This is a genomic window from Brucella tritici (genome assembly GCF_008932285.1).
Taxonomy (GTDB): Bacteria; Pseudomonadota; Alphaproteobacteria; order Rhizobiales; family Rhizobiaceae; genus Brucella; species Brucella tritici.
Map to the genome: position 1 here is coordinate 613579 of NZ_WBVY01000004.1, position 23364 is coordinate 636942.

Genomic DNA, 23364 nt, shown 5'->3' on the forward strand with positions numbered 1-23364 from the left:
GAATTGCACCGCGAAAGAGAGAGGGATTTGCATGAGAATCAGATTAAAATGAGAAAAAGGCTTAGGGGGTTATCATGCCTACAATCAAGGATTTGCTGGACGCTTTTGCCGCGAGTTGGCGCGTTGCCTTAGTTGCTCTAGTAGCATCTACCGCACTTTTGGCAGCAGATTGGTATAAACTTGAATATGTCGCTGACACTTCGCGATGGGTGATAAATGGCGCATTCATTGTGGGTATTGTATCCGGCGCAATCCTAATTTCTTATATGGTCGCCCAGCTTGCCAAAGTTATAGCATATCCGTTCAAGGTCTACGCGGAACGAAAATCAAAAAAAGACGTAGAGAGTAAATTGAAGGCCCACGCTGAAGGCATTCACAGCCTGCCGAGGGATCAAAAATATATACTTGCCTATTTCTACACAACCAAGCAAAGGGCGTTCCCTGCTATGTTCAATCACCCTCGCTTGGTCGCATTAATTCAGCTTGGCTACGTGGCTAGGGCGGGCGGCACGCATAGTGCGATTGACTGGCCACACTATATACCACAGCACATTTGGGATGAGTTGGAAGAGAACAGCGAAGGCTACACCATAGGTGAACGAGAGTTGGAATACCCGCTTCGAACCGGGTATTAAAGTTATCCATCTCTCTGCCTTCTTCGCTTAACCATGGCCTCGACCGCCTCTTTCACACTCATATTGCCTCGAATAAGGCCGGTCGGACCAACCTGATAGACAAGCTCTTTCGGCTGCGGTGGTGGCTCATCCTTCGGCTTTGCCATCTTCCAAGCCAGCGACAAATAGCGGAAGCTGGACGCGATATGCTCACACCAGTCCTTGACCGGGTTATCGCGAAACACCTTCAGTTCATCGTCCCATTCACGGCGGAATTGCTTCAGGCCTTCAATACCAAGCTCGCAGCGTTCACTATCGAACACGGCTACCTTGATGGTCTGGCGTGATGCGTGAATGCCTTCAGCTACCGACACCTTGGCGACACGAACCGGCCTGCGTCCCAACAGCTTCAGCGTTTCGAACCGCGTCCGCTTCGATCCCCACTCGGCAACCAGAATATCATGCGGCACATAGTCATTGCCCTTGTATCCCTTGCCATCCAGCCACTTTACCCATTCTTCCAGATCGTCACTGTCAGGCCGGTAGAAATCAACTATACGCGGCCCGGCCTCGCCCGGTATGACCTGAAAGCACCATATCGGGTTATTTGCTGCCTTGCCCAAATCCCATGCCGTATGCACTGGATAGCGTGGGTCAATCTGGAAAGTCTTTATACGCCCTTCCCGCTCGGCTGAATTCATCTCGGAGCCGTAGTAAGCGCCAACCATGGCACCGGCAAAGGAGCAATAATATTCCTGCTCGAACATCGCCAGCCCCAGATCGGCCCCGTACAAATCCTTATATTCCTCAAGGCTCTCCGCAAGCTGTTCAGCGCTCAAGGCCTTGGTTTCGTGGATGCTGGACAGTTGGGCAAACCATTGGTCATTCCCCACCGCGCGCTGATACATCGTCTTGGCGTGGTTATTCCCGCGCGGCGTGGTGATGAATGCGGCTGTGCCGTCTGTTTCCTCAATCATGGGCTTGTGATACGCCCATGCGGCAGGGTTACAGAGCGCCCATTCTGAATATGCTATGCCGACAGGGCCGGAACCAACCGTGGCGTTGTACCGGTCGGAGCCAAGCAGCTGCCATGTGGAACCCCATACCGTTTCAATGAACATGTCATTGTCATTGACGCGCTTACGGATTTCAGGCGGAAAAGCCTCATCAATGCGGCGCTTGCCTGTGCGCCCGTTGATCCCGTTCCAGATCGCCTTCCGGGCCTGCGCATATTCAGGGAAGCAATGCCAATATGTGCCTATGCGCTTCTGCGATAGCTCGCGGAAGCCGTTCAGCACAATCTCATCCTTGCCCCATCGCCGGTGCGCAATCTCTATGAGGCGCTTTTTCTTCTGCTGTACCAGCGCTTCATGAAAGGCGCGCTGATACCACCGGACGCGAAATTCATGCATCATTCGTCGTCAGGCCCCGCCTCGTAGACCGTGTTGAAGGTAACGGTTGTCTGACTGTTCACATCGGACTTGTCGGCAAGGCCAAGGTCACGAGAAATGATATTGGCGTTCAGCAAGTCCGAAGCGGCCCCGGCGAACTTCTGCTGATAGATTACGTCCTCGGCGCGAGAAATGACGTCACCTAAATCGGGACGGCTTTCACGCCATTCCGTCCACTGTTTGCGGGATATGTCGATGAAGAAGCACAGGCCAGCGAGCGTCATAGCGCGCATTTTGGCAACGGGTTCGTGCGAGGCAAAGCCTTGGAAGGTGACAAGCTTATCCTCATAGAGAGGGTTAGCCTCAACCCAATCGAAATACTCACAGCAGGCTGACCATAGATCGTCAGGATTTTCAAACTTCGGATTTCGGCCATGCGATGAACGGGCTTCCCAGAAGCGGCTACCGGGCAGGAACTTTCCCTTTTCGTCGCGCCCCTTCTGTGGTGCCTTCTTCTTCGCCGGAGCTTTATTCGCCGTGGTTTTCTTAGGTGGCATAGGCCGTCGCCTCCTTCAGTCGCATTTGCACAAGCCGGGGGTGGATCGATAGCGCCTTGGCTATCTCCTTCACTTCCAGACCTCGTGTTTTCAATTCGATGATGTTTCTTCGCCGGGCTTCTGCCGCCATGATGCGCTTTGCTGGACGTGTGCGGGTTGCGCGCGGATCGCCTGCTTTACGTCCACTACGGATATAGCGGCGGACTGTCTCAATCGAGATATCCAGTTCCTCGGCAATCTCTGCGGCGGTTCGATATTCCCACCACATGGTCAATGCCCGATCCTTGCGACGAAAGACAACAGGATGCGGTTTACCGCCCTTCTTGTTGCGTGATGAATAGACGTGAAAGGGTGCCATGTTGTCAGCCCTTCACGATCTTGGTCAAATCGATCATGCAGGCAGATGCCGCACGGCCCTGCTGGCATTCTTTGACAAGGCGACGGGCAAGGTTCGCTATGCGCTCGTTATCCTTGCGTTGGCGCACTGCATGTTGGCGGATGCGGTCACGATCCTGTTTGCAATGGATGGTCATGACTGCCACCAATCGAGCAAAGCAAAGGTCACGCCTATTGCTATCGTCACCAGAGAAACACAGACCGACAGGATGATAAGTGGATAGGTAGGCGATACAGAAAGCAACCGGAGAAGCTCATCAACGGTAGCTGGCAGGCTGGCAGACTGAGACGCGCAAAAGCGTACGCTATTATTCTGCTCAGGTGGCATCATTGCCTGATTATAGATATTCCCCGGAAACCAGAAGTAAGCCGGGCTTAGAATTAGATCGTTGCCCATTATTCGCCCTCCCCGTTCTGAGAGAGGCGGCGAACATTTTCCAGAGCAGCATTATGCGTCTTACCGCTGGCAACAGCGCCAGACGACAAACAACGGGCCAGATAATGGCCGTCCTGTGTAGGTATCACGGTGATGGTCTTCATGTGGCTTCCTCGGTTTGGCGGACCTGAAGGAAAAACCACGGTAGGGCAGACACAACATATGCGATTTCAACGGTGCACGCAACTACATATAGCGAGTGTCAAGCGTCACTCATACTATATAGACTACCACTAAACCTACCTAATAAAATAGGATTTGTAATTTCAGTTGACGGTTGACGCTTGATATTAATTAATTGTTTTTATTATATTTTTTGTACTTACAAGCGTCAACTCAAGCGTCAACCGTCAACTTCTGATTTCGGCAAGCGTCAACAAATTTCGACCAAGTGGCACCAAGCGAAAATTGACGGTTGCCCCGATATCCACAAAGGATTATTTTCATAAAAAGTTCTGCTTTTGTTCCTATCGATAAAAGAGTAATAGGCTTTCCTCCCCAACACGTAGGAGTGAATGAAATGGCTACCTATTCCCCACAGCAATATAAGGACTGCGAATTCAACATCGAGCAATGGACGGATGATGATTTGCACGTGGATACGCTGATTGGCTGCTCTATGAATGCACTGGTGGCGCTTGGTGGATATCGGGAAGCCATTGTGTTGCGGCCAGAACGGATAATCAGGGTTCGTCACCGCGCAAGAATCATCGCGGAACACATTCCCGACAGACTAAAGCCGGACAACAAAAAACCCGCCTGAGCGGGTCATTTGCCAATCTGGAACCATATAACGGGATGCCCGCCTTGCGGCGGCTTTACCTCCTGCCGCTCCAACTGCCCGGCCTCGCAAAGCGCTTGCAGCAGTTCTCGCAGATCACGGGGGCGAATTGAGTTCTGAAGGGAGCGCATAAGGTCGCGCTGGCTGGCCCGTCCCTTGCGTCCCTTGATTGCCCGCATGATGCGCTGCGCGTTCGCTTGGTTCTCATTGTCGGCCATATAATCGGCAGCGCCGGAAGCCATGAACCGCGCGGACTGGTGCGCAACCTCGATACCGAATTCCATATCAACCCGGCGTACCTGCTCATCATCTAGCCGCCCGATTGCAACGATGGTGGCAATGCGCAGTGACATTTCGACGGTTCGGGCATAAAACGCGCTCGCCTCCACATCCTTATCCATCAGGCGTTCAATCTCGCGAGAAAAATCCCCGTACCGGGTTTGCGCCCCGTCTGGACACCACGGCAGCAAGCGAAGCTGGTTAGAGGTTGAAGGGTCTGCATTCGGATCATTGCGGATCGCGGATGCCAATTCGCCAGACCTGAAATAGATGCGGCGCAGGCGATCAATAATGTCGTTCGGAACAACGGCAGCGTCTTGCAATGGGTCGCGCTCGCTGGCACTGGCACGGCCTGACATGAGAAGGAACCGGTTGAGCGTTCCATCCTCAAGGCTTGCCCCCTCCATAGCGGAATAAAACTGCTCTGGCGTCGAAGCCCCGAAAATGGTGATGGATGGCGAATGGATAGTCTCGCTCGGCTTGCTGGCCCACTCTGGCGTCAGATATGGCGCGAAGGAAGATGACCACATGGTGCGCAACACCTTCGATATCGAGCTTTCGAACCCGCTTGCGCGCCGGGAATTGATGCGCTTCATGAAGCCGCCGAATTCATCCATCGGGCAGATAGAGAGAGGCTTGCGGGTCAGGAAGTTGACAACGGCAGGCATCGAAATGAATTCAGACGGGCCGATATGATGGCCAAGGCTGGCCGCACTCATGATGCGGGAAATCTGCTGCAAAGGATGGTCTTTGCCCTTCCCAGTTGGCGCAAGGCCGAGAACATATAGATGCGTACCGGATCGCGTCGGCCCGGCGAATTGACGGCCAGCCACCGTGCCGACAATCGCAAGCGCTGCGCCTATGGCAAGCTCTGGCTGCGGACGGCGGGATGTATCGACAATCCAGCGCGCAATATCGCCAACTAATCCTGGTGGATAATCAATGCCGCCCTCTGCCTGAACTTGCAGGCTCGGAGTTTCGATGATTTCACCGGTTTCAGCGTCAGCAATCGTTCCGTCCTGTTGCTCGACAATCTGCCGCGTGCCCTCTTTCTCGCGCTGCTGCTTCTCCCACGCTGCAAGGATCATGGAGTTAATGCGCGCCAGTTCTTCAGGAGCTTCAAGCTCTGGGCCTTCGCTCGGCGGCAGTTGACGCGGTTCTTTTGCCCCGGCGCGAATGCCTGACTGGATCGTCTTGCGGCTTTCGACAGGATTAAGACCGCATGCAGCAGCCGCGTTCATAAGCAGGCCCGCAATCTCTGCCTCTGATTTCCAACCTGCGCCGACAAGCTGGCCAAGTGCGAAGGCAGCTTCATTCAAGGTGTTGTTGCGACCGCCCTTCGCTGCGTTCTCTACCTTGGAAATCTCGGCGGATATAGCAGCTTCACAATACGCATTCACCCGGGCATCGCTATGGGCTTCTCGCGGAACCGGTACCGGCTGCGCCTTCGGCTGTTCCTCGCCGGTATCTATAATGTCAGCCACCCATTGCGGAAGAACGGGCGCGGCAGACAAATTGCCGAATAGCTCATAGGCCCGCCCATCCTCCATAACCGTGCCGGGCGCAATGACGTAACCGCCAGTGCCGCGAACGTCTACACCGGCAGGCAGTGTGCCGCGCGCGTTGCCGTAGCTCTTGCCGTCTGGTTGACGGAAATAGACGTGGCTTCCCTCTTTCGGCGTGGCGACCAATGGCGATGCGTCGATATCGTGCGAATGGGCAGCGGCCAATTGACCGAAAGCTTCCACACCGTCAGCGTCAGCATCGTGGCGGTCGCAGTCGATAACGACAAAGCCACACTTCGCCAGATCAAGACCAATTGCAGCGCCGGGCCATTTGGCCCACCACTGTCTGATTTGCATAACGTCTGTCGTGGAAACATCACGCCACTTGATGAACGGCATCGGCCTCTTTGCCTGCTCTCCACCTGCAAAGCATGGGAACACAGACAGACCGGATGCCGCCAGCTTAAGCGCGGTTTCGAGATTATGTTCCTTGGCAGCAATCATCAGAAAGGAGCCTCGTTTTTGAGTTCTTCCTTCAGCGAGACACGATAGCCGGCAATCATGCGGCGGCAGAATTCGTGCCACTCATCAACGGTTAGCGATTGCAGATCAGTTTTGCCGATTTCCTCAAGGAACGCACCAGCTTTTTGCCCGCCCTTGCCTGCTGCAAGGCTTTCGATACGGTCAAAGTTGTCCTGTCTCATCGAATAGGTTCCTTGTGCAATGGTGATGCATTCCGGGTCATCACAAAGCCACAAAATAGGATGGCTACGGCTTGGATTGTCAGTGAAGCCAATGCCGATTTCGCGCCGGGCGCAAACAGCACACAGGCCGGGTTCAGTTCGGTTAACAAAGCTCATTCTGCTGCCTCGATCTGCCTGCGCGGGAAGTTGCGATGCACAATGTCATGAAATTTCGTTCCGGAGCGCGGCTTGACGCTGATCGTATCGGGCCGCGTGAGTTCCGCAGATCGGCTTAAAGCTTCATCTGTCGTCTTGGGAAAAGGCGTCTGGCCACCGTGCAAAATCCACCACTGTTGCGCCCGCTGCGTGGCGCTGCCGCCATGTTCGAACGCCAGCCATTCAGGGTATGAATTCAAACCGGCAAGAAAGGTGACGCGCACACTGTCGCGCGATCCGAACTTTTCATAGCGTTCAATCTTCCAGTCCACGACCGGCAACATTGTAGGCGGCACGGCTTCGGTTGAAAGAATGCCTACGCCCTTATCTGCATGAGCATCATGCTTAGGTTTTTCGTCACGCGGCCATTGATGGCCACAGAACTTGCATTCAAACACATTGAGCGCAACAAGCTCGTTGCAGCCGGGGCATTCTTTCGCCCGAACGTCAGTGACGGAAACCTTGCCCTTGGCATTGTCTCCACCCTTCGGAAGCACAGACACGGCATCAACTGGACCGTGGCGACGGATATTGCCTGCGAAGTCCAGAATTAGACAATCTTCCTTTCCGTGAGCCTTTCGAGTGCCACGCCCGACGATCTGGACATAAAGGCTTGTCGATAGCGTGGGGCGCAACATCGCGACAAGATCAACATGCGGAACGTCGAAACCTGTTGTCAGAACGTTTGCATTCGTCAGAGCGCGAATTTCACCATTGCGGAACCGGCGAATTATGCTGTCGCGCTCGCCGGTTGGCGTTGCACCTGTCACAGTCTCACATGACAAGCCAGCCGCCCGGATCGCATCGCGAACATTGATCGCATGTTTGACGCCTGTGCAGAAAACAAGCCACGCGCGGCGGTTCTGGCCAAACTGGCAGATTTCGGCCACAGCCTCGGCGGTCACTGCATCTGAAGCGATTTCCAGAGACGCAGGAACGAACTCACCGCCCCGGCGCTCGACCTTGGACACGTCGATTTCAATGGCAGTCGCAGGCGAGCGAAGCGGCGACAGAAAGCCGTCATCAATGCCTTGCGCAATCCCGTAAGTGTAAACCACCTTGTCAAAAAGGCGCGTTGAACCTTCATCAAGCCGCCCACTATCGAGCCGGTACGGTGTTGCAGTGAAACCGATCACGCGCGCGTCAGGTTGGATTGCGTGCAGATCATCCAACAGGCGGCGATACATTCCGACGCCGGACATTGGAACAAGATGGGCCTCATCGATACAGACCAGATCGCGACGGCCAAGAGCAGATGCTTTCTTGAAAACCGACTGGATAGAGGCGAACGTAATGCGGTGATGAACATCACGCCGGTTCAGACCAGCACTGTAAATGCCTGCATGGCTGTCGGGCCAGACCCGCTTCAACGCGATGAAATTTTGCTGCACCAGTTCCTTTACATGGGTCAGCATCAGGACGCGCATGTCAGGATATTGTGTGAGCAAGTCCTGTATCATTTTGCCGATGACAACGCTTTTCCCGGTGCCGGTCGCCAGATCGATCAGGGGATTGCCGCCGCCCTCGCGCCAGTAGTCCATAGCCGCTTCGATAGCGTCATTCTGATAATTGCGAAGCTCGATCATGCGCGGCCATCCCTTCTTGCGCAATTCGTCTTCTGCGTCACCATTTCCAGATGATCCGGGTTCACACAGCAGCGGTTTTTGCAAAGATGGTCGATTTGCTTTCGGCCCGGCACATAGCCATGCACGTTGGTGAACATGACGCGGTGCACAGCAACGGTCTGCCCATCAAGGCTCATGCGAGGATATGAATGACCGCGACCAGAAGAACCGGACGTGGGACCGGTCCAGTTCCAGCAGCCGGAAGACGGGTCAATAATCACCCGCTCCCTGATTTTCTGTTCAATGATATCGCGCCGGTTCATTATGCCAGCCCTCCGGCCTTGGCTTCATGCAATGCGGCAATGGTAACGCGATCATCGACGCGGGCAGGCATTAGGACCACATATTCATCGCGGCCCGGTGCCATGAACTTCATTGGCGAACCGCTATCCTTCGCAAGCAGAGTGATTTTCTCACTGGAAGGGATGGCGCGAAGAAGCGCCGACAGATAGCCAAGGTTCAGGCCAAGCGACAATTCAGATGCCGTTTCTGCTGAAATGCATTCGCTGCCCGACACTTCCGAATGGTTGCGCTTCAGGACAATCTTATTATTGGCGAAGGCAAAACAGCCGTGTTGAACCTCCCTGCTGCGAAGCACAGAAGCGACACGCCCAACAGCCCGACGAACAGTTTCACGGTCAAACGTTACCGACTTGATGGCATCGGGTTCATAGGATGGCACTACACGCGGCCAATCTGGGAAAGTGCCATCAATAGCCTTAGAAATGATCGTGATACCGTCAAAATAGAAACGGATGGCGGGTTTATCGGAAATGGAAAAGGTTTTAGGCGCAGGAAGCCCGCACATGATCGACACAACCTTGCGCGGTATGATAACGCGCTTGGCTTTCTCGAAATCAGACTTCAGTGGGTAGCATCCAAGGCGGTGACCATCTGTGGCGACCGCATTTTTACCGTCCAGACAGATACCATTGAGATAATAGCGTGTTTCCTCGGTCGATATGAAAGACTGGATGAACTGCATACCCTTCTTCAGATCATCACCGTCAATGCTGATAGTATTCCATTTACCGATTGAAAGACGCGGCCAATCAGAAGCGGGCAACGCCGGAATTTCGTATTTGCCGTTCTCGAATGAGACTGTGGCTCTCTGGTCGTTGACCTCTATCTTGACAATTTCGTCCTGTGGCAGATGACTGACCAGATTGAAAAGCGAGATATAATCGAGCGCAGCCGTTCCGCGAGATTGCGTTACTGGCAATGCGATGCTGATTTCCATATCAAGATCAGTGGCGAACAGACGCCCGGCCTCGAATAGAACCATGGATAGCACCGGGATAGAATTGCGGCGCTCAACTACCTTGCCAGCCAGCTTAAGAGCCGAAGCCAGATGACGTGCGGTCGTTTCGATATATAGAGTTGACTTAGACATGATTATGCCTCCTTCGGCCCGTCGATCCATTCGGACCCGTCGCCAAGCCGGTAAATGACTGTTTCGGATTGCTCGTCTGCGTCGATCTGTTCGCCGGGCACGAGCGAGGGAAGGAAAAGGTGCGTCGGACAGCCTGCCTTCTGATCAGCGGTCGAAAGCTCTTTCTCGTGCCGCTGGCAGTACCATTGCCCATCATTGATAGGCGTTGAATGAAGGCAGGTCCGGCAGTTGCGCAGGGCAAAGCAACTTCCATGGCAAACACCATAGGATGCGCAGTTGAAGGCTTTGCACATGAAGTAGTTCGGATCATCACTGACGCGCACCGGGGCCGAATTGGCATCTTTGATGCGTTCCGCCTTGGCTATCAGTGCAGCGCCCTGCGCAGCATTGTAATGAATGCGTTCTGCGTAAAGCTCGTCCGTATCCTTATGCTTGGCCAGATAAAAAGCACGCGTCAGGCCGAGAAGGTGCATATAGCCCTGCATCTGCGCAACGTGTTCAGGCTTCGCAACCTCAACCCCGTACTTCTTCAACTGTTCGAAGCTTTTAGCGTTGTGTGTCTTGCACTCTAAAAGGTGCTGAACTACCGGCGCTTCCATAACGCCAGTCAGTTTGCCGTCTGTATGTCCCTTGAAATGGCCGTCAACCGCTACAACTTCCCACTGTTCGCCAGTTTCCGGGTCAACGTCCTCGACCTCGACACCGGCCATGCGAAGCCATGCAACCATGCGGGCTTCTTCCGCGTGTCCGGTATGAAACAGGCGCAGCTTGCGCCCGTCGAATTGTTCAGGCAGATGCGCCCACCGGAAGCGATACCAAAGGTGCCGCTCGCAGGGGTGACCGATAGACGAACCGCGAATAACGCGGTCAAAGTCCCGGCTCTCTGCCGCCTCGACTGCCGCTTCAATAGCGGCAATCGTTGGCGATACGGTTACAGGAAGGGCGACCATTACACGACCTCAACCGGCTGGCCGCTTTCAAGGCGATACCAAGTATCTGGCTTGAGGCCGTCCTTCCCTGCGATACCAGCGAACACCGCGACAATGTTCCAATCAAAATCACGCTCAACAAGGAAGATCGCGGAGCCTTCAGACGCCTTTGCTTTTCCGGCGAAGCCGGATGACATGGCTACTGAAGCTTTGCCGGTGGAAGACGCTGCGCCATAGTCGCCGGTGGAAGACGCTGCGCCACGAGTGCCGGTGGAAGACGCTGCGCCATAGTCGCCGGTGGAAGACGCTGCGCCACGAGTGCCGGTGGAAGACGCTGCGCCACGAGTGCCGGTGGAAGACGCTGCGCCACGAGTGCCGGTGGAAGACGCTGCGCCACGAGTGCCGGTGGAAGACGCTGCGCCCTGATAGCCGGTGGAAGACGCTGCGCCACGAGTGCCGGTGGAAGACGCTGCGCCATAGTCGCCGGTGGAAGACGCTGCGCCCTGATAGCCGGTGGCATGCTCCCCATCTTCTACTTTGGCGCGCGACCACACGTAATCCCACGCCTTGGCAACCAGATCAGGAATTTTCAGTTCTGCCTTGATGGTGATTTCCGCAGACGCAATTTTCGTATCGTGTTCGTCACGGTCGATATCGCCTGACATTTCAACCAGAGCAAAGCGGCTGGACGCCGGAGCATAATAATTGAACACATCAAGCGGATGCTCGCAGGCATGGAAGCCGCTATTGCAGGCTTTGACCTTGCCCTTATGGGTGTAGGTCTTACCGATTTCATACTGAAAATCGCGGCAAACCAGATCGGCAGAGAAGCCCTTGAATGCAACAACGGTTGCGACGGCTGTTTTCTTCGAAGCGGCCATGATTATGCCTCCCCCTGAATGCGCTTTTCGGTGCGGATGGAAAAGACAGTGACCTTCGGCTTGCGATATTTCTCAATGTCGATACCGTCTTTGGCCATGGCCTTGGTATCGACAGCGCCCGCACGTTCCGTGACTGTCTGACGGGCAATATTTTCATCGCCGCCGAGAACGTCAGCGCTGCCCATCAAGTCGGAAACTTCGGTTTTAAGCTCGGCCTCGCGTTCCTCAAGAACCTTGATGGTCGCGCGGATATCCGCCAACTGGTCAACGGGGTGCCTGTTTACAGGCGTAGCAATATTGTTCATTGTCTCGGTTCCTTTCGAGCAATGTTGAAAAATGTTGTTCGGGATGGATGCCGGGTAATCTGGTTTCCTAGGCCGTCTGATTACCCGGCTGCTGTCTTACTTCCACGGCGCGGAGCTACCGCCGCCGCTCGCCTGCTGGCGCTGCGCCTGCTGCTGATTGCCGTTGGACGCAGAATTCTGCGGCGCATTGTTCTGCGCCGAAGTGCCGCCCACGGCAGAAACGCGCTTGATTTCGTTTTTCGGTTCATACTGGCCCGATGGGTCAGTAACTACGGCAACCCGGATATTGCAGGGAATGTGTTCCAGTTCCTGCGTATTGGACGGGGTGATCTTGCCGGTAGCCTGCCGAATTTCAGCAAACTGCGAATTGGCAATATTAATCACCTTGTCCAGATTGTTCATGTTCTTGCCGTAGAGGTTAAGGCGCTGCCAGATCAGACGGCCATCGTGCGGGCCAGTTTCAATCTGCCACGTCAGAACAAGGCATTTGCCCTTGTCGTCACGGCTGGAAATTGGCTGAATGTCGCCTTCGATGATCTTTGCCCGGTATTCTCCTGCCGGGATCGGCTCGAAAGATGACGCTTCGGCGTTCTGGTCGTAGCTTCCTGCAATATCAACCATTTATGCGGCCTCCTGCTTGGTTTCTTCTGCAAAGGTGGGGAAGTAAGGAGCCAAGACAGCGAAGCCCTGCCCCTTGTCGTAACGGATTGTCGGCGGCATGTCGTAACGGTTCTTGGCCGTGTATGCGGGCTTCCCAACTGCGTGGATAAGGACGGTGCCGCCGCCAGTGGCCAAGGCACGTTCCTTGTTGAAGCCCACTTCTTCGGTTTTCACGGTGACCGGCTGTTTCAGAAGGAAAATCGCATCCATATCGCGTTCGAACATGCCGCGAATGTCGGCGTTCGGCTTATCGGAAGTGCGCAGCGCGATTTCGTAACGGTCATAGGACACCGTTTCTGGATCATCAAAGCGAAGCACGGTCGAATGTGCGATAAGAACAACAACCATACCGCGATCCCGGCGCAGTGCATTGATGCCTTCAATGAATTCACCGGCAACGCGAGTTGCGAACACGTAGCCTTTACCGTAACCGAAATCTTCGATGTTGGCTTTCGGGTTGCCACGTTCGTCGCCGCGTGCGCAGGTTTCTGCGAAAATGAGCTTTTCCAAAGCCGTCACACTGTCGATGACAACCGTTTTGAACTCATGTTCTTCGGTATAAAGGGCGGCGAGTGCTTCCATCACCTGACTGAATGTCTTCAGGTCGCTGAATGCGTCCAGTTCCTTGCCGGAAGGCGTGCCTTCCTCGACCTGAAGGAAAACAGGGTTCGGGAACTCGCTCGCAAGCGTGGTCTTGCCGATGCCGGGCGGGCCATAGACAAGAATGCGCGGCGGCTTGTCCGCTTTGACTTTCTTGAGGTTAGACAGGCTGATAGCCATCGTCATTATCTCCTGTGAGTGAAGGCGCATTGATGAACCACCCGCCGCTTGCGCCGTCCTGCGAGGGGTGAAACGTCAGGTCCAAGGTCTGGACCGGAAGAATTGAGACGTGAGACAGGCCGTTAGCTTTCGGAAGCCAGACCAGAGCGATGCCGGTAACGAACCGGTCATCCTCGATCACTTCGGCCTTGACGATTGCGTCAAGCGTGGCCTTCAACCTGTTGTCGATATCGGCGCGCGCTGACATGCGTTCCACGCCAATGATTGCCAGCACATGACCGGGAACGTGCTTCACACCCTGACGCCGGATCGCGGCAACACCCATGCGAATGAATTCATCGTAATGAGCCGATTTAACGCGACCCACACCTTTGACATTCTTGAACAGGTGATTTGCGCTTGGCGGCGTTGGCATTGTGAAGGTTGCCGGTTCCGGCAGGTCCGCCAGAACACCGGAACCGGCAATACGCTGCCCTACCGTGGCTGCGTTCGTATTCATGCGACCTCCTGCATCGAAGAAGGCACCGGACGGAAAAGCCAATCATCGCTCCAAGGGATTGCCCTTGCGGCGGCTTCATCGCGGATGCGCTTGATTTCATCGAGCGTCGGGGAGGACTCGCTCCGCTCCCACCGCGAAACCGTCGCCTGTGCGACATTCGCGATTTTTGCGAATTCGCCCTGCCCCACCTTGAAGACTGATTTTCGGATAAAGCGGATCGTGTTCATAATTCAGAAATATCCGCAAACGGATTAACTGTCAATTAACCATTATCCGTGAATGGCAGTTTTATTCTTATCCGCTTGTGGATAATATCCGTGACATGGATATCTCACGCAAAGTCAAAGCAATTCTCACTCTGAAGCACTGGACCCAAACCAAGTTTGGGGATGCAGTCGGTGTGTCTCAGTCAACTGTGAACCGTTGGCTAAAAGGAACTGAGCCTGAAGGCGCGCACCGGGATCGCATCAACGAGATATTCCTTTCAGAATTCCCCGATGAAGGGGAAACGCGCACTGTGCCATTGATTGGCCGAATTGGCGCTGGCCAAGCCGTGTACCCGCTGGAAGATGGCGGGTATGATGAAGTGGAAGCCCCGTTAGATGCCCATCCCGATACCGTTGCGGCTGAAGTTATCGGGGATTCAATGTTCCCGGTCTTTCAGGATCGCTGGTTAATCTTTTGGTCAAGGCAACTTCCACCTGCCGAACTCATAAACAAACTATGCGTTGTGCACCTTGAGGACGGACGCAGGCTTGTCAAAACACTACGGGTTGGATCAGAGCCGGGCCTGTGGACGCTCAGCAGCTTCAATGCGAGCGACATTGTTGACGTTCCAGTTACGTGGGCTGCGCCTATCGATTGGATTAAGCCTAGGGACTAAATTAATTCATGAGCGATTTTATGCGCTTGTGCATAATTATCCGTTTAGGGATTTTTTAATATTGCATTAAATATCCGTAAATGCATAATTGAGGCCATTCAAAGGCACGAAGAAGCGAAGCGCACCGATACGCTATCAGCCGATCTGCCCATTAAGGTAGGCTCCAATCATGCAAGAAAAATCAAGCAACACTGAGCAGCCCGTAGAGCGGGTTACACGTCTCGCCAATGAACTGTCAGAAGCGCTTGAAGCGTGGATGGATGGCGAGTTTATGGGGGTTGTTTTCCCGAAAAATAAGGGCGGCAATTCTCCAATCATGTTCTGCCCCGTCGAAAGTGCCGTGCTGGTTGGCAGCAGCAAACCCAAAGGGGCGCTTCAATGACCCGCCCTGAAAAACATCTCGATCCCGACCGTTTCGCGGTTCGGTTTTGGACGCTCGTTTTCGTCTGCAACACCGGCTTTGTGCTGGTTGCGGTCGCTGTTGCTGCCTTCAGGTATTGGAGGGGGTGATATGACCATGACAAGCAAAGCTGCAAATGCAGCATGGGAAGTGTTGTATGCTAGAACCGGTCCTGCATTGACGGTCGATGTTGAAGACGTAGATGCGGCACTTTCTGCCGCACTGCCTCATATTTCTACGGGTGTAAAGCCATTAGAATGGGTTGTCTGGTGCGACGGATGGCAAGCTCATACGCCGTTCGGCTCTTACACAGTTGAGCCATATGACGGGTGCTGGAAATGGCGATACTGCTTTGATGAATATTACGACGAAGAAGAATTTATCTGCGAAGGAGCGGAAGACGGCAAATCCAAAGCGCAAGCTCACTGGATAGAGCGCATATCACCGGCATTATACCCTGAGTCTGTCTCAAACGGGTGGAGAGATATTGACGATAGCACGCCTACAGACGGCTTCATTATGGTGTGGTCGCCGGACCATCCTGACTTGGCGATGATATGGAAGGCTGAGTACTTCCATAGCGCTCGAAGGACAGGCACCCCTAAGCATCTTTCCGCCAACCACTTCACAAAATGGCGTCGTATCCCATTGCCTGTCACACCAGCGCAGGAGGATCAGGAATGAGCGTTTATGTTGATGATATGGCCGCTCCGTTCGGTAATATGGTTATGTGCCACATGTGGGCCGATACGGACGAGGAATTACTCGCCATGGCCGACCGGATCGGTATTCAACGAAAATGGATTCAAGGTCATCCTTACCTGTCGTTTGGGAGGCATCGGAATGCATCGTGGGTTCATTTCGATATCGCCAAATCTAAACGCGCTCTAGCTGTCAAATTCGGTGCGATACAAACTGACAGATACGGCCCAATAGAGCATACAGCAAAGATTGCCATTCAATCAGGAGACCCGGCTAGAATTGAAATTGGAGAAAGAAAACTGGCCATGATTGAGCAGTGTCGCTCAAGGAACAATGGGGGTGGCGATGATGATTGATCGCCCCCGTCTACGCCGGAAGGATGTTCCGGAATATCTGCGCACGAAACACGGTATCGATATCGCCTATGCCACGTTGGAGAAGCTTGCCAGTGTCGGCGGCGGTCCAGCGATGCAATATCAAGGCCGGTTTCCTCTCTACCACAAAGACGATTTGGACAAGTGGGCCGATGAACGGATATCGCCTGCCGTCCGATCTACTTCTGAACGCTGATCATTTGGCCGGGGTCTTCCCGGCCATTTGCTTTTCGACCTCATGCGCGATCTGGTCAGCGGCAGCGATTAGAACACTATCGAGACGGTGCGTGTAACGGCTGGTAATACCGCTTCCCGTATGGCCGAGCATTGAACCTATGGTGCTATCTGAAAATCCCAGATCGGCCCCCACGCTGGCGAAAGAATGGCGCAAAACATGCGGCGTCACACCTTCAAGGCCAGCCGCTTTGAATAAGGCACGGTAAAATCTCTTGATGCCCGCATAGGGGCGATTTTCCATGGTATCGGAGGGGAAAACAAACTCGTAGTTTGATCCTGTCGCCAACCCTTTGAGCAAAGCCACCGCTGGCGCACCAAGCGGGCGCACTGATTTTCCTGTCTTACTGTCTTCCAGCTTCAACAGGCAGTTTTTGATGTGGACCTCAGCCCATCGCAGATTGATTGCCTCACCAAGACGGCAACCGGTCAGGGCCATAAATCGTAAGGCATTCACACCCTGCCACGCTTTCGTTTCATCTAAATCAGCTTCGTTCAGGGCCGCGCCAAATGCCGCATATTCGGGAGGCGTCAATCGGCGTTCACGCTTTCCTATGGCTGGCTTTTTCACGCCATGCGTCGGGTTGTGGTCTATGATCCCTTCAGCAACGGCATACGTCAAAACCGCGCCAAGAGCCGCCACCGTGCGAGTTGCCGAGCCTACCCCACCAGAAACGCGCACCCTGCCACGCAGTTTGCCGGATGGCGCTTTATCCTTCGCAGTCTTGCCAGACGACACGTCACGGATGAATTTGACGATATCCGCCCGTTTGAGGTCGATAACCAGCTTACTGCCGAGCAACGGCAAGACATGCGCCGAGACCATGCTTTGATCTGTGTCTATTGTGGTCTGCTTTTTCGGCTTCCCGCCCCGACCAATAATCAGGCCCTTTTCTGCTGCCTGAAAATACTGTTCGCACAACTCTGCAATGGTCAGCGAATTGCGGCGCGTTTTTCTTTCAAGCTGCGGGTCCTCGCCCTGTATCGTGCTGCCAAGCGTCTTGATTGCCAGCTTGCGCGCTTCTTCGGTCGTGAGAGGACCATGCCGACCGATTGTCATTCGCCGCCGTGCACCTTCAGCAGTGCGATAGTCAACGATGTATGATTTCGATCCTGCCGGGTTGATGGATACGCCAAATCCCTTAAGTTCCGAACACCAGACGGTATATTGCTTCTCTTTGGGCTGCAATCCTTCAACAACCGTCTTCGTCAGTTTTGGCACTTATGGCTCCATGGCATTTGGCATTACTCACCAAATACTCACCACAAAAACGGAAGCCGGGGAAGGGCGAGGAAAACATGATACGGAGTGATCTGGATCGATCGTATTGTTTTTGCTGGATAAATAAAATTTCTGGCAGTTGTGGAAAACAAGAGCGGGGATAAAGAAACCACATTCGTAATGATGGGGTCGCGTGTTCGAGTCACGCAAGCGGCACCAGTTAATATCTTGAAAATCCAACATTTTTCGACTTGAAGACACGACCCAACATGGTCGCCTAATGCCGTGTCTCTGCACAAGCTCTTTTTGTGCCTGGTGTGTGTGGCGCGGCACTGCCTTTGGCACAAAAAGATAAAACCGCTAACGTTAAGTCCGTCCTTCAACAAACTATGAGCTTGACCATCTGCTGACGTCTGAGCAAGCCGCTAGTGTTTTAGGTTTAAGTCCACGGCGCTCTATTAGCTTTTATTGAACTACAAAGAGGAAAAACACTCGTCAGAAGTGAAGCAGACTCTATTGTCCGAAAATGCCGTGACTGGTCATTTCCAATGACCGGAAAAGGGCCGTGAGTGGCCTGTCAGCTTTTAGCTTCCAAGTTGGAAGTAGTGGACGTTCTCAATGCTCGATCAAGAGCGACATGAAGTTTCTCGGCGACCTGGAGAAAGCACCCCGCATCGATCAATATCCTCAGAATCTAGGCTTTCTTAAACGGCCAGACGGACAATATGTCCTTCCTTTGTGTCTCTGCAATGCACACCATGTTAAAGTCCACAATAGGGAGAGGTTATTACGCAAGTGGGAACCTCTTATCCGCAATCGTACAGATCCGTCACTCATCGACCCGGTTAGCCTTGGAAGCTCGGAAAACCAATCTCACGCGGTTGCCTTTTTCGATATAGTTGCCGACGGGGCATTTCAATCATTCACAATCCACCGTACCAGTCATAGCCATAGTCTTCCCAGGATCCACCTTTTCCACCTTGAATATTTGCAAAGCTTGAAACAAGCTCAATCGACTTGATATATTTGCTCATCTTGTATCCGAGTTGTCTCTCTACGCGCAGACGAAGCGGAGCTCCGTTCTCCACCGGAAGGGCCTGATTGTTGAGACCGTAGGCCAATATAGTCTGCGGATGGCGGGCGTCGATGAGATCTATGCTGCCATAAAATGACGCTGCCCCTTTCGCGCCGTCTACCCTATCGAAGCAGTGGAAGACGACAAAGCGCGCGGATGACGTGGGGCGTGCCACATCGAGAATCTGGCTCAAGGGAACACCTGTCCATTTGGCGATTGTACTCCAGCCTTCCACACAGTCGTGGCGGGTGATCTGGGTGCGCCCTGGCATGTTGCGCAGTTGCTCCAGCGAAAAACTTAGCGGTTTTTCTACGAGACCAGCTACCTGCAAAACATAGTTTGAGAAATTGGCAGCGCGAAGGGCTTCATATTCTTCTGTTGCAGGATTGGTTTCACCATTCGGTTTTTGACCCTGACGCAGTTCGCTTTCCCCATACTCCCTTGCAAGTGCATTAGGTCCCTGCAGTTGCCGTTGAATGAGGTAGGTCAGATCGTTCGCCTTTTCGAGGACATGCCGCGTAGCGCTTTCGTTATCGCCGACAAAATCGAAGGCATCACAACCGCTCAACATAATGGACGAGGCTGCGGCTCCAGAAAAAGTAAGGAACTGTCGTCTGGAAATATTCAGCTTGCTCATGGGTGCCTGTCCTCGTCTTTTTTCGGAAGATCGGCGCGATACCAACCAGAAATCATCGATCGCATTTCGTTGAACGGACCTGCCGCAAGCACCATCACGATATGAACGAAGACGAATGCGCAAAGCAGGAAAACGGCCAAAAAATGAAGAGTGCGGGCTGTCTGGCGTCCGCCGAGCCATTCCGTCAGCGGCAGTACGACATCCATGCCGGGAGACATGGCCAGCCCCGTAACTATAATGATCGGGAAAAGCCCGAAAAACACCATGCAATAGGTCAGCTTCTGCATAGGATTGTATGTTTTTCCGTGCTGGAAGCGAAACTTGAGATGGTTGAGAAAATCACTGGGTAGGCTTTGTATATCGAATGCAGATGGCAACAGCTCGTTCTTCAAATGCCCGTTCAGAATGCTGCCGACAAGCCATAGCATGAGCGTGCCCACCAGAACCCAGGCGGAGAAAAAGTGAACCACGCGTCCGGTTGCCAGATCGCGATAGGACGGAATGGTCAATGCCGGTGGAAAGGCCTGATAGTCGGGAGCGCTTGTAGCTCCCGATACGCCGAGAAAACCGGTTGTCTGGAAGCTTTTGCCCAAGATATCGACACGACCTTCAGGGCCGCTTTCACCATCGACGGCATAAATTGCCAGAACGGCATTATCATAGTCGAAACCGGATTCATTGCCGAGATAGAGCGTGGGGTGTGCATTGAATATCTGCAGCCCCGACAGCAGCAGAAAAAAGAGGCTTGCGGCCCAAATCCAGTGTGTGAGGCGCGTCAGCAGGCGCTGGCGATAGACGAGCTGTTTCATGATGTTGTGCTCCGGTAATTTGCCCGCCAATCCTGAGGGAAGACTAGCGGGCCAGAACAATTACTGAGGCTTTTTCATGGGGTCGGACTGCATCGCGTCCTGTTTCATGGCATCGCTCTTCATCGCTTTGTCGTCATGTTTCTTCATTTTCTTTTTTGTATCGCTATGCATGGCGTCATGCTTGCCCATGGAATCCTTCTTCATAGTGTCAGACTTCATGGTGTCGGTTTTCATCGCGTCTTGCGCGAAAGAAACCGGCGTGAAAGATATAGCGGCAAGCAGGGTGAGCGCAGGGAGGACGATGATGTTCTGTTTGATGGTCATGACGATACTCCTGTTCATCTGGGCGCCAGCGGCGCGTAACAGGAGGAGTTTCGACAGGCAGAGGCAAATGGTTACACCGATCACGACGATGTGATCACCTCATCGGAAGACGTAACCTTTTCCGCTTCTTTCACGAATATGCCGGTGATTGGGAGTTGTAACCTGACCTATTCGAACGAAGAGAGGTTGAAAAAACTCATGATATTGGCGCTCGACGGAGACAAGGCAGCCTATCGGACCTTGCTTGAGGATTTGTCGCGCCGGCTGAAACCATATTTTCTACGGCGTCTTTTCGGCGATAAATCGCAAGCGGAAGACCTTATTCAGGAGACGTTGCTGGCGATCCATACCCGACGCATAACCTATGATCGAGGCATGGCGTTTCTGCCCTGGGTGAATGGAATTGCACATCACAAGCTTGTCGATCATCTACGCCGTCACGGGCGTGAGACTGCTACACCTCTGGAAGAAGATGTTCCTGTGTCCGATGAAGCCGAAGCCACCGACGCGCGCATGGACGTGGACAGAATGTTGAGCGGTGTTTCCGAACGCACGGCAGGTTTGATCCGCAAAGTAAAAATCGCGGGACAATCCATAGATGAAGCCGCACGCGAAACCGGTTTGAGCCAGAGCGCGGTCAAAATCGCCATCCACCGCGGTCTTGCAACAATAGCGCAAAGATTTGGAGGCAAAGGGCGTGACCGATGATCTGATCGACAAGCTGACAGCAGATATCAAACCGGTTGGCCCTCACGCAATGCGCCAGCTTTTCTTGCGCTATGCGACGGGAGGCATTACAGGCGGGCTTGCGATTATGCTGGTTTTCCTTGGCGTACGTCACGATTTGTTGTTGGCGATGACGACGGCAGCCTATTGGATGAAATTCGGCTACGCAGTCCTGCTTTTATTGATACTGATCCCCGCATTATTCACCTTGTCACGGCCCGTTCGCACGGGATTGCACTGGTTGCCGCTGGCCATACTGCCGGCTTGTCTTGCAGGTGCTGCATCAATCCAGCTGCTGAACGCTGAGCCCGGACAAGCAGAAGTGTTGATATGGGGGCGGACAGCGTTGGTCTGTCCGTGGTTGATTGTTCTCATAGCTCTTCCCATGCTCGGATTTCTGCTTGCTGCTATGCGACGGCTTGCTCCGGCAAATCCTGCTCTGACCGGTCTTGTCGCCGGTATCGTTGCTGGCGCCGTAGGAGTTCTCACCTATTCACTACACTGTCCAGAATCCGGAATGCCGTTTATTGCAATCTGGTACACGCTCGGCATCGCCATCACAGGCTTTCTCGGCATGATTGGCGGGCGCGTTTTACTCAAATGGTAGGAGGTCAAAACGCACAGCTTCCATCCTGGTTTGAACAATTAACAGACCTCTCACTGGCAAGCTAACTGCTTGCCCAGGCATAAGCGGGCCTTGATCCTAGTCGAAACCCAGCCTTTCCGCGCGCATGATTCCGTATGTTGCGCATCGGCGTAACGGTGGCAGAACCTCGTCGTATTCAAAACAAACATAGAGAATTAAACTCACTGGGCAATTGCGGCCAAAAACATTTTGGATTCTCCTCAGAATGCGTTAGCGTCTTCGCAGTTCTGTGGGAGGACCTTATGAAATGCAGTGGGGGAAGTAATCTGCAAAAACTTCCCGCTTAGTCGTGGTGCCTGCACCATGGCAAAATCTATTGGTGTGAGGAGGAAATATGCAAATCTTTATTCGGAAAACAACTGTTTCTTTGGCTACCGCATTGGGGCTTGTGTTTGGTGCAGCGCAAGCGAAAGCCGAGGAGTTTGTAAATATTCTGACCGGTGGCACCAGTGGCGTCTACTACCCGCTCGGCGTCGCCATGGAAAAGATCTATTCCGGCATTCCTGATGTGCGTCCTTCGGTTCAGGCGACGAAGGCATCCATTGAGAATATCAATCTCATCAACAGCGGTCGTGGCGAAGTGGCGTTCACGCTGGGCGATTCCCTGCGTGATGCCTATGAGGGGAATGAGGCGGCTGGTTTTAAAAAGAAGCTCACCAATCTGAGTACGCTTGCGGCAATCTATCCAAATTACGTTCAGATCGTCGCTTCCAAGGAATCCGGCATCAAGACATTGGCCGACCTCAAGGGAAAACGGCTATCAGTCGGCGCGCCAAAATCCGGAACGGAACTGAATGCGCGCACCATTCTGGAGGCTGCCGGACTTTCCTATGATGATCTCGGCAAGATCGAATATCTTCCTTTCGCAGAATCCGTCGAGCTGATGAAAAATCGCCAATTGGATGCAACCTTGCAATCTTCCGGACTTGGCGTCGCCTCGCTGCGCGACCTTGCCAACTCCGTGGACATCAACGTTGTTGAAGTTCCGGCAGACGTTATCGAGAAAATTGGTGCGCCTTATCAGGTCAACACAATCCCGGCGAATACCTATAGTGGCCAGGACAAGGACGTCGTGACGGCTTCCGTGATCAACTATCTGATCGTTCGTCCCGATATGGATGAAGAACTGGTTTACCAGATGACCAAGGGGTTCTTCGAGAATCTCGACCAGCTGGCTGCTGCTCATTCTTCCGCAAAGGCAATCAAGCTCGACAAAAGCACCATCGTATCTCCTGTTCCGATTCATCCCGGTGCTCTGCGTTACTACAAGGAAAAAGGCATCGAATAGGCCGGCAGTAATTCTGCGTGGCGGTTGGCACCCGGGTGACTTTCCCGGGTTCCTTCCTTGTCCTGACAGAAGATGTCCGATTTTTTTTAATCGGATCGCTCCCGTAACTGTTTA

At 53.5% G+C, this 23364-nt stretch carries 32 protein-coding genes; 10 read left to right on the plus strand and 22 right to left on the minus strand.

What is annotated here, in order from left to right:
• Positions 1 to 74: 74 nt before the first annotated feature.
• The gene (locus tag F9K94_RS17400) at positions 75 to 635 is read left to right on the plus strand and encodes a super-infection exclusion protein B (RefSeq protein WP_151647228.1); all 561 of its coding nucleotides are present in this window, start codon (positions 75 to 77) and stop codon (positions 633 to 635) included.
• Between the two features lie 2 nt (positions 636 to 637).
• On the opposite strand, the gene F9K94_RS17405 is transcribed toward F9K94_RS17400, so the two are convergent.
• Genes F9K94_RS17405 through F9K94_RS24470 form a run of 6 tightly spaced genes read right to left on the minus strand, consistent with a single transcriptional unit; the run spans position 638 to position 3498 of the window.
• Entirely contained in the window at positions 638 to 2029 is a 1392-nt protein-coding gene (locus F9K94_RS17405) for a hypothetical protein (RefSeq protein WP_151647230.1), read from the minus strand.
• Entirely contained in the window at positions 2026 to 2562 is a 537-nt protein-coding gene (locus tag F9K94_RS17410; RefSeq protein ID WP_151647232.1) for a DNA-packaging protein, read from the minus strand. Before F9K94_RS17410 ends, F9K94_RS17405 begins: the two co-directional genes overlap by 4 nt.
• Positions 2552 to 2920 carry a helix-turn-helix domain-containing protein gene (locus tag F9K94_RS17415; RefSeq protein WP_151647234.1) on the minus strand — a complete coding sequence of 123 codons (369 nt, stop codon included), beginning with the start codon at positions 2918 to 2920 and terminating at the stop codon, positions 2552 to 2554. The genes F9K94_RS17410 and F9K94_RS17415 overlap by 11 nt, the downstream gene beginning before the upstream one ends.
• Before the next feature lie 4 nt (positions 2921 to 2924).
• Entirely contained in the window at positions 2925 to 3095 is a 171-nt protein-coding gene (locus tag F9K94_RS24465) for a hypothetical protein (protein ID WP_176588836.1), read from the minus strand.
• On the minus strand, positions 3092 to 3355 hold the full coding sequence (locus F9K94_RS17420; protein ID WP_151647235.1) for a hypothetical protein: 264 nt from the start codon (positions 3353 to 3355) through the stop codon (positions 3092 to 3094). Before F9K94_RS17420 ends, F9K94_RS24465 begins: the two co-directional genes overlap by 4 nt.
• Positions 3355 to 3498, minus strand: a complete 144-nt coding sequence (locus F9K94_RS24470) for a hypothetical protein (RefSeq protein WP_192799522.1) — start codon at positions 3496 to 3498, stop codon at positions 3355 to 3357. Before F9K94_RS24470 ends, F9K94_RS17420 begins: the two co-directional genes overlap by 1 nt.
• A 416-nt stretch (positions 3499 to 3914) precedes the next feature.
• Here F9K94_RS24470 and F9K94_RS17425 point away from each other — a divergent pair, with 416 nt between their 5' ends.
• The gene (locus F9K94_RS17425) at positions 3915 to 4157 is read left to right on the plus strand and encodes a hypothetical protein (RefSeq protein WP_151647237.1); all 243 of its coding nucleotides are present in this window, start codon (positions 3915 to 3917) and stop codon (positions 4155 to 4157) included.
• Between the two features lie 5 nt (positions 4158 to 4162).
• Here the strand turns inward: F9K94_RS17425 and F9K94_RS17430 are convergent, their stop codons facing one another.
• From F9K94_RS17430 to F9K94_RS17485, 12 genes are all read right to left on the minus strand, one after another.
• Entirely contained in the window at positions 4163 to 6463 is a 2301-nt protein-coding gene (locus F9K94_RS17430; RefSeq protein WP_151647239.1) for a bifunctional DNA primase/polymerase, read from the minus strand.
• Positions 6463 to 6663 carry a DUF6511 domain-containing protein gene (locus F9K94_RS24610; protein ID WP_151647241.1) on the minus strand — a complete coding sequence of 67 codons (201 nt, stop codon included), beginning with the start codon at positions 6661 to 6663 and terminating at the stop codon, positions 6463 to 6465. Before F9K94_RS24610 ends, F9K94_RS17430 begins: the two co-directional genes overlap by 1 nt.
• Positions 6664 to 6815: 152 nt before the next feature.
• Entirely contained in the window at positions 6816 to 8444 is a 1629-nt protein-coding gene (locus F9K94_RS17440) for a DEAD/DEAH box helicase (RefSeq protein WP_151647243.1), read from the minus strand.
• Positions 8441 to 8749, minus strand: coding sequence for an HNH endonuclease signature motif containing protein (locus F9K94_RS17445; RefSeq protein WP_151647245.1), 309 nt, complete (start codon positions 8747 to 8749; stop codon positions 8441 to 8443). Before F9K94_RS17445 ends, F9K94_RS17440 begins: the two co-directional genes overlap by 4 nt.
• Positions 8746 to 9876, minus strand: a complete 1131-nt coding sequence (gene dnaN, locus F9K94_RS17450) for a DNA polymerase III subunit beta (protein WP_192799524.1) — start codon at positions 9874 to 9876, stop codon at positions 8746 to 8748. Before dnaN ends, F9K94_RS17445 begins: the two co-directional genes overlap by 4 nt.
• A 2-nt stretch (positions 9877 to 9878) precedes the next feature.
• Positions 9879 to 10826: an oxidoreductase gene (locus tag F9K94_RS17455; protein WP_151647249.1), complete on the minus strand. Its 948-nt coding sequence runs from the start codon at positions 10824 to 10826 to the stop codon at positions 9879 to 9881.
• On the minus strand, positions 10826 to 11686 hold the full coding sequence (locus F9K94_RS24480; protein ID WP_192799525.1) for a DUF7666 domain-containing protein: 861 nt from the start codon (positions 11684 to 11686) through the stop codon (positions 10826 to 10828). The genes F9K94_RS17455 and F9K94_RS24480 overlap by 1 nt, the downstream gene beginning before the upstream one ends.
• 2 nt (positions 11687 to 11688) lie before the next feature.
• Positions 11689 to 11991, minus strand: coding sequence for a hypothetical protein (locus tag F9K94_RS17465; RefSeq protein WP_112587004.1), 303 nt, complete (start codon positions 11989 to 11991; stop codon positions 11689 to 11691).
• 96 nt (positions 11992 to 12087) lie between these two features.
• Positions 12088 to 12612, minus strand: coding sequence for a DUF669 domain-containing protein (locus tag F9K94_RS17470; protein WP_151647251.1), 525 nt, complete (start codon positions 12610 to 12612; stop codon positions 12088 to 12090).
• Entirely contained in the window at positions 12613 to 13431 is an 819-nt protein-coding gene (locus F9K94_RS17475) for an ATP-binding protein (RefSeq protein WP_192799526.1), read from the minus strand. It abuts the gene before it with no gap.
• Positions 13412 to 13930, minus strand: a complete 519-nt coding sequence (locus F9K94_RS17480; RefSeq protein WP_112586999.1) for a RusA family crossover junction endodeoxyribonuclease — start codon at positions 13928 to 13930, stop codon at positions 13412 to 13414. The genes F9K94_RS17475 and F9K94_RS17480 overlap by 20 nt, the downstream gene beginning before the upstream one ends.
• On the minus strand, positions 13927 to 14157 hold the full coding sequence (locus F9K94_RS17485) for a helix-turn-helix domain-containing protein (RefSeq protein ID WP_151647255.1): 231 nt from the start codon (positions 14155 to 14157) through the stop codon (positions 13927 to 13929). Before F9K94_RS17485 ends, F9K94_RS17480 begins: the two co-directional genes overlap by 4 nt.
• Positions 14158 to 14252: 95 nt before the next feature.
• Here F9K94_RS17485 and F9K94_RS17490 point away from each other — a divergent pair, with 95 nt between their 5' ends.
• From F9K94_RS17490 to F9K94_RS17510, 5 genes are all read left to right on the plus strand, one after another.
• A complete protein-coding gene (locus F9K94_RS17490) occupies positions 14253 to 14813 on the plus strand; it encodes a S24 family peptidase (RefSeq protein WP_151647257.1) in 561 nt (186 codons plus the stop codon).
• Positions 14814 to 14982: 169 nt separating this feature from the next.
• Positions 14983 to 15195 (plus strand): hypothetical protein, encoded by a 213-nt coding sequence (locus F9K94_RS17495; protein WP_151647259.1) that lies wholly within the window; start codon positions 14983 to 14985, stop codon positions 15193 to 15195.
• A 129-nt stretch (positions 15196 to 15324) separates the two neighbouring features.
• On the plus strand, positions 15325 to 15897 hold the full coding sequence (locus tag F9K94_RS17500) for a hypothetical protein (protein ID WP_151647260.1): 573 nt from the start codon (positions 15325 to 15327) through the stop codon (positions 15895 to 15897).
• Positions 15894 to 16271 carry a DUF4031 domain-containing protein gene (locus tag F9K94_RS17505; protein WP_151647262.1) on the plus strand — a complete coding sequence of 126 codons (378 nt, stop codon included), beginning with the start codon at positions 15894 to 15896 and terminating at the stop codon, positions 16269 to 16271. The genes F9K94_RS17500 and F9K94_RS17505 overlap by 4 nt, the downstream gene beginning before the upstream one ends.
• Positions 16261 to 16485, plus strand: a complete 225-nt coding sequence (locus F9K94_RS17510) for a hypothetical protein (protein WP_151647264.1) — start codon at positions 16261 to 16263, stop codon at positions 16483 to 16485. The genes F9K94_RS17505 and F9K94_RS17510 overlap by 11 nt, the downstream gene beginning before the upstream one ends.
• Here F9K94_RS17510 and F9K94_RS17515 read toward each other — a convergent pair whose 3' ends face one another.
• The 4 genes from F9K94_RS17515 to F9K94_RS17530 form a co-directional block, all read right to left on the minus strand.
• Entirely contained in the window at positions 16486 to 17745 is a 1260-nt protein-coding gene (locus tag F9K94_RS17515) for a tyrosine-type recombinase/integrase (protein WP_151647266.1), read from the minus strand.
• Positions 17746 to 18668: 923 nt separating this feature from the next.
• Positions 18669 to 19457: a molybdopterin-dependent oxidoreductase gene (locus tag F9K94_RS17520; protein WP_151647268.1), complete on the minus strand. Its 789-nt coding sequence runs from the start codon at positions 19455 to 19457 to the stop codon at positions 18669 to 18671.
• The gene (locus F9K94_RS17525; protein WP_151647270.1) at positions 19454 to 20266 is read right to left on the minus strand and encodes a cytochrome b/b6 domain-containing protein; all 813 of its coding nucleotides are present in this window, start codon (positions 20264 to 20266) and stop codon (positions 19454 to 19456) included. The genes F9K94_RS17520 and F9K94_RS17525 overlap by 4 nt, the downstream gene beginning before the upstream one ends.
• A 60-nt stretch (positions 20267 to 20326) precedes the next feature.
• Positions 20327 to 20590: a pentapeptide MXKDX repeat protein gene (locus tag F9K94_RS17530; RefSeq protein ID WP_151647272.1), complete on the minus strand. Its 264-nt coding sequence runs from the start codon at positions 20588 to 20590 to the stop codon at positions 20327 to 20329.
• A gap of 198 nt (positions 20591 to 20788) precedes the next feature.
• Between F9K94_RS17530 and F9K94_RS17535 the strand changes: the two genes are divergently transcribed.
• From F9K94_RS17535 to F9K94_RS17545, 3 genes are all read left to right on the plus strand, one after another.
• Positions 20789 to 21298 (plus strand): sigma-70 family RNA polymerase sigma factor, encoded by a 510-nt coding sequence (locus F9K94_RS17535; protein ID WP_151647716.1) that lies wholly within the window; start codon positions 20789 to 20791, stop codon positions 21296 to 21298.
• Positions 21288 to 21923, plus strand: coding sequence for an NrsF family protein (locus F9K94_RS17540; RefSeq protein ID WP_151647274.1), 636 nt, complete (start codon positions 21288 to 21290; stop codon positions 21921 to 21923). The genes F9K94_RS17535 and F9K94_RS17540 overlap by 11 nt, the downstream gene beginning before the upstream one ends.
• Before the next feature lie 373 nt (positions 21924 to 22296).
• Positions 22297 to 23250 carry a TAXI family TRAP transporter solute-binding subunit gene (locus F9K94_RS17545; protein ID WP_061345632.1) on the plus strand — a complete coding sequence of 318 codons (954 nt, stop codon included), beginning with the start codon at positions 22297 to 22299 and terminating at the stop codon, positions 23248 to 23250.
• The last annotated feature ends 114 nt before the right edge of the window (positions 23251 to 23364 follow it).

Excerpts from the sequence above, each read along its gene's own strand:
- F9K94_RS17400 (WP_151647228.1), top strand. The coding sequence starts at position 75 with ATGCCTACAATCAAGGATTTGCTGGACGCTTTTGCCGCGAGTTGGCGC.
- F9K94_RS17405 (WP_151647230.1), bottom strand. The coding sequence starts at position 2,029 with ATGATGCATGAATTTCGCGTCCGGTGGTATCAGCGCGCCTTTCATGAA.
- F9K94_RS17410 (WP_151647232.1), bottom strand. The coding sequence starts at position 2,562 with ATGCCACCTAAGAAAACCACGGCGAATAAAGCTCCGGCGAAGAAGAAG.
- F9K94_RS17415 (WP_151647234.1), bottom strand. The coding sequence starts at position 2,920 with ATGGCACCCTTTCACGTCTATTCATCACGCAACAAGAAGGGCGGTAAA.
- F9K94_RS24465 (WP_176588836.1), bottom strand. The coding sequence starts at position 3,095 with ATGACCATCCATTGCAAACAGGATCGTGACCGCATCCGCCAACATGCA.
- F9K94_RS17420 (WP_151647235.1), bottom strand. The coding sequence starts at position 3,355 with ATGGGCAACGATCTAATTCTAAGCCCGGCTTACTTCTGGTTTCCGGGG.
- F9K94_RS24470 (WP_192799522.1), bottom strand. The coding sequence starts at position 3,498 with ATGAAGACCATCACCGTGATACCTACACAGGACGGCCATTATCTGGCC.
- F9K94_RS17425 (WP_151647237.1), top strand. The coding sequence starts at position 3,915 with ATGGCTACCTATTCCCCACAGCAATATAAGGACTGCGAATTCAACATC.
- F9K94_RS17430 (WP_151647239.1), bottom strand. The coding sequence starts at position 6,463 with ATGATTGCTGCCAAGGAACATAATCTCGAAACCGCGCTTAAGCTGGCG.
- F9K94_RS24610 (WP_151647241.1), bottom strand. The coding sequence starts at position 6,663 with ATGAGACAGGACAACTTTGACCGTATCGAAAGCCTTGCAGCAGGCAAG.
- F9K94_RS17440 (WP_151647243.1), bottom strand. The coding sequence starts at position 8,444 with ATGATCGAGCTTCGCAATTATCAGAATGACGCTATCGAAGCGGCTATG.
- dnaN (WP_192799524.1), bottom strand. The coding sequence starts at position 9,876 with ATGTCTAAGTCAACTCTATATATCGAAACGACCGCACGTCATCTGGCT.
- F9K94_RS17455 (WP_151647249.1), bottom strand. The coding sequence starts at position 10,826 with ATGGTCGCCCTTCCTGTAACCGTATCGCCAACGATTGCCGCTATTGAA.
- F9K94_RS24480 (WP_192799525.1), bottom strand. The coding sequence starts at position 11,686 with ATGGCCGCTTCGAAGAAAACAGCCGTCGCAACCGTTGTTGCATTCAAG.
- F9K94_RS17465 (WP_112587004.1), bottom strand. The coding sequence starts at position 11,991 with ATGAACAATATTGCTACGCCTGTAAACAGGCACCCCGTTGACCAGTTG.
- F9K94_RS17470 (WP_151647251.1), bottom strand. The coding sequence starts at position 12,612 with ATGGTTGATATTGCAGGAAGCTACGACCAGAACGCCGAAGCGTCATCT.
- F9K94_RS17475 (WP_192799526.1), bottom strand. The coding sequence starts at position 13,431 with ATGGCTATCAGCCTGTCTAACCTCAAGAAAGTCAAAGCGGACAAGCCG.
- F9K94_RS17480 (WP_112586999.1), bottom strand. The coding sequence starts at position 13,930 with ATGAATACGAACGCAGCCACGGTAGGGCAGCGTATTGCCGGTTCCGGT.
- F9K94_RS17485 (WP_151647255.1), bottom strand. The coding sequence starts at position 14,157 with ATGAACACGATCCGCTTTATCCGAAAATCAGTCTTCAAGGTGGGGCAG.
- F9K94_RS17490 (WP_151647257.1), top strand. The coding sequence starts at position 14,253 with ATGGATATCTCACGCAAAGTCAAAGCAATTCTCACTCTGAAGCACTGG.
- F9K94_RS17495 (WP_151647259.1), top strand. The coding sequence starts at position 14,983 with ATGCAAGAAAAATCAAGCAACACTGAGCAGCCCGTAGAGCGGGTTACA.
- F9K94_RS17500 (WP_151647260.1), top strand. The coding sequence starts at position 15,325 with ATGACCATGACAAGCAAAGCTGCAAATGCAGCATGGGAAGTGTTGTAT.
- F9K94_RS17505 (WP_151647262.1), top strand. The coding sequence starts at position 15,894 with ATGAGCGTTTATGTTGATGATATGGCCGCTCCGTTCGGTAATATGGTT.
- F9K94_RS17510 (WP_151647264.1), top strand. The coding sequence starts at position 16,261 with ATGATGATTGATCGCCCCCGTCTACGCCGGAAGGATGTTCCGGAATAT.
- F9K94_RS17520 (WP_151647268.1), bottom strand. The coding sequence starts at position 19,457 with ATGAGCAAGCTGAATATTTCCAGACGACAGTTCCTTACTTTTTCTGGA.
- F9K94_RS17525 (WP_151647270.1), bottom strand. The coding sequence starts at position 20,266 with ATGAAACAGCTCGTCTATCGCCAGCGCCTGCTGACGCGCCTCACACAC.
- F9K94_RS17530 (WP_151647272.1), bottom strand. The coding sequence starts at position 20,590 with ATGACCATCAAACAGAACATCATCGTCCTCCCTGCGCTCACCCTGCTT.
- F9K94_RS17535 (WP_151647716.1), top strand. The coding sequence starts at position 20,789 with ATGATATTGGCGCTCGACGGAGACAAGGCAGCCTATCGGACCTTGCTT.
- F9K94_RS17545 (WP_061345632.1), top strand. The coding sequence starts at position 22,297 with ATGCAAATCTTTATTCGGAAAACAACTGTTTCTTTGGCTACCGCATTG.